This is a genomic window from Myxacorys chilensis (assembly GCF_059505265.1).
Window position 1 is genome coordinate 2,052 of record NZ_JCACKG010000175.1, and the last position, 2,263, is coordinate 4,314.

The 2,263-nt window shown below is 46.8% G+C and carries 5 protein-coding genes; 1 reads left to right on the forward strand and 4 read right to left on the reverse strand.

Going from position 1 to position 2,263, the window contains the following annotated elements:
* The coding region (locus AC5JLB_RS14010) for a hypothetical protein (RefSeq protein ID WP_495874441.1) at window positions 1-209 on the forward strand (209 nt) is incomplete at its 5' end.
* A 214-nt stretch (window positions 210-423) separates the two neighbouring features.
* Here AC5JLB_RS14010 and AC5JLB_RS14015 read toward each other — a convergent pair.
* The 4 genes from AC5JLB_RS14015 to AC5JLB_RS14030 form a co-directional block, all read right to left on the reverse strand.
* Window positions 424-1,020, reverse strand: a complete 597-nt coding sequence (locus AC5JLB_RS14015; protein WP_495874442.1) for a GIY-YIG nuclease family protein — start codon at window positions 1,018-1,020, stop codon at window positions 424-426.
* A 109-nt stretch (window positions 1,021-1,129) separates the two neighbouring features.
* Window positions 1,130-1,297 (reverse strand): hypothetical protein, encoded by a 168-nt coding sequence (locus AC5JLB_RS14020; RefSeq protein ID WP_495874443.1) that lies wholly within the window; start codon window positions 1,295-1,297, stop codon window positions 1,130-1,132.
* A 56-nt stretch (window positions 1,298-1,353) separates the two neighbouring features.
* Window positions 1,354-1,737 (reverse strand): hypothetical protein, encoded by a 384-nt coding sequence (locus AC5JLB_RS14025; RefSeq protein WP_495874444.1) that lies wholly within the window; start codon window positions 1,735-1,737, stop codon window positions 1,354-1,356.
* A gap of 240 nt (window positions 1,738-1,977) precedes the next feature.
* The gene (locus tag AC5JLB_RS14030) at window positions 1,978-2,208 is read right to left on the reverse strand and encodes a hypothetical protein (protein WP_495874445.1); all 231 of its coding nucleotides are present in this window, start codon (window positions 2,206-2,208) and stop codon (window positions 1,978-1,980) included.
* Between the last annotated feature and the right edge of the window lie 55 nt (window positions 2,209-2,263).

The window sequence follows — 2,263 nt, forward strand, 5'->3', positions numbered from 1 at the left end:
TAGGGTTTGCGTTCAATGTTCTAGGGGAAGCGCCAAATCTGGGATCGAGGCTAATGAATTATCAACGCACCTCACATCCAACGTTAATGCAGGAAACTTCGAGCGATTGGAGGCGCGATCGCTATGATGAATTTCTGCCTCAAGGAGAAGCGCCTTACAAAGCGATTTATTTAACGTGGTGTAAGCAAAATGCGCTGCCAACGGCATGATTGCAAGCTTGACGGCACAAAACCAAACTCTTTAGACCTGTAAAACGGGACCCGAATTTACAGAAGTGGGAGAAATTACAGTTTGCTTGGGTGGTGCATCGGGTGAAGTGGGCGATTGGCTTCGCCATACTCCGAAGAATCGCGGGGGTGATGTTAAATTCACTGCTTACCCACCTGAAGGAGTAAAAAAGCTCAAACACAAATCGATCGTTCACTAAATCTGATTGATATATTCCAGCAACTTCACTTCAGCCTTGAACCATTCACCAGTCAATCTAATATCCGAAAACTGTTGATGTAATGATTTCTCCAACATTTGAGCTTTAGCTTCGTTCTCAACTTGTATAAACTTGATTAGCTCTAATTTTGCGGGGCTAGACGTCTGAAGCGATTTCATTCTTTTGTTCAAATTCCTTGCTCGTCCAATTTTGATAGCATTGCTATCTGCGTTCAGGATGAAGTAGATGAAATGCGCTTGGTGCACTAGCTTGTCACCCTCAAGCGAAAGGACCCTGTTGCCGGGAGTGATAATCTTCGTTTCTGGGCTTGCCCAAGTCTTGACCCACGAGCAGATGGCTTGACTAGTTAAAGATTTCTGCACATTGAGCGTGATAGCTTCCCCATCCATATCAATGACAAACTTCTTCCCACCTGCTCTACCTCTAGAGGGCGGACGAACGAGATAATTTGAATCTTCATAACTGTGTAGAGCATCAGATTGGGAGTTATAAGAAAGCTTGCGTTTAGTTACTCTCCTCGGAACAGGCGACTGTTGATGAATTTCAAATCGTTTCATGTCTTCAACTGCCATCTCTATCCATCCCCACCCTTGCGCTAGATCATTCGGGTTTCTGTCGATGTAAATCACAGCTACATATCTTCTTACCATCACTCCTCACCTGCCCCTAGAACTAGCAGCTTCATTCGTGCCATTTGCGATCGCAGTCTCGCCCAATACCGAAACGAATCCGCCTTGCACTGATCAACCCCAGACACCTGGTTTGCAATAGGTGCGATCGCGTTTCTTGACCTTGTTTGGTTTGTTCGTAAATTGACAGCATGAAGTAGTACAGATCTGCTGCTGTCAAAGTGCCCTAGCGGTTTGATGCGATCGACAAGAGTAAATGAGGTCTTTCAGAACCGCTCACCGGACGAAGCCAGTCACATGATTCTTAAACGTCTTGCTCACGACATTGAACTGCTTCACCCATGCTTCTGCTTCAACGCTCAATCTTCCATATACCCGCACATCAAGCGGCTTGACACTGCTGAAGAATCGTTCAAACTCTTCCCACGCCGTAATCATGTTGATGTGCTGCATCATGGCGGCGCGATCGGCAAAGGTCAGGATTGCTCCAACCTCAGTTGAGTCAGGATTGGCGTAGAACTGTACGCTGACGAGTGCCCTGACCCCTTCGGATTCCAGCCGTCGCACTGCTGCCTGAGCGATCATGGAGAAGTCCTCGAACGAGCAGGTTCGCTCTAGCACTTCGACTAACGTGACATATTCACTGGGCGGTAATTTCATATTAATTTGGCTCCTGTCAAAACTTAGTCATGATGGAGCTGACAGCAGTAGCGCTACTGATCCTCAAAGACTTTCACAAAGGAGATTTAGAATTTATGCAGCTATCCTTGAATGCTTAGATGAAGCAGTATCACGCTACGCTCTAGTTTTTCTGGTTCACTCTCCTCAAACAGCACCGTCCTTCACAATTCCGATCACTGCGAATACAACCCGTCTCTGCAAACCGCACTCCATGTTTCCTCACTGTTGGGTAAGCCAACCACTGAAGCGGAACTCCTGTGAGTTTCCAAACCAATCGACCGAAAGAATGTAGGATGTCCCAAGCTTCCGAAACACTCGGTTCTGCAACAAATTCTGCCACCTCTGCTGTGAAGGCTGACCATTGAGATTAGCGCAAGGCGCAACTCTGAAGGAACCGTAACGTTGGCGGGCGACAGCGATCGTAAGCTGCCATTCCAGTTTGGTAGTCATCGAAAACTTTAGACATTGCTCTCCCTACTCATTCTTTAAGATTATTGGTCTTCCC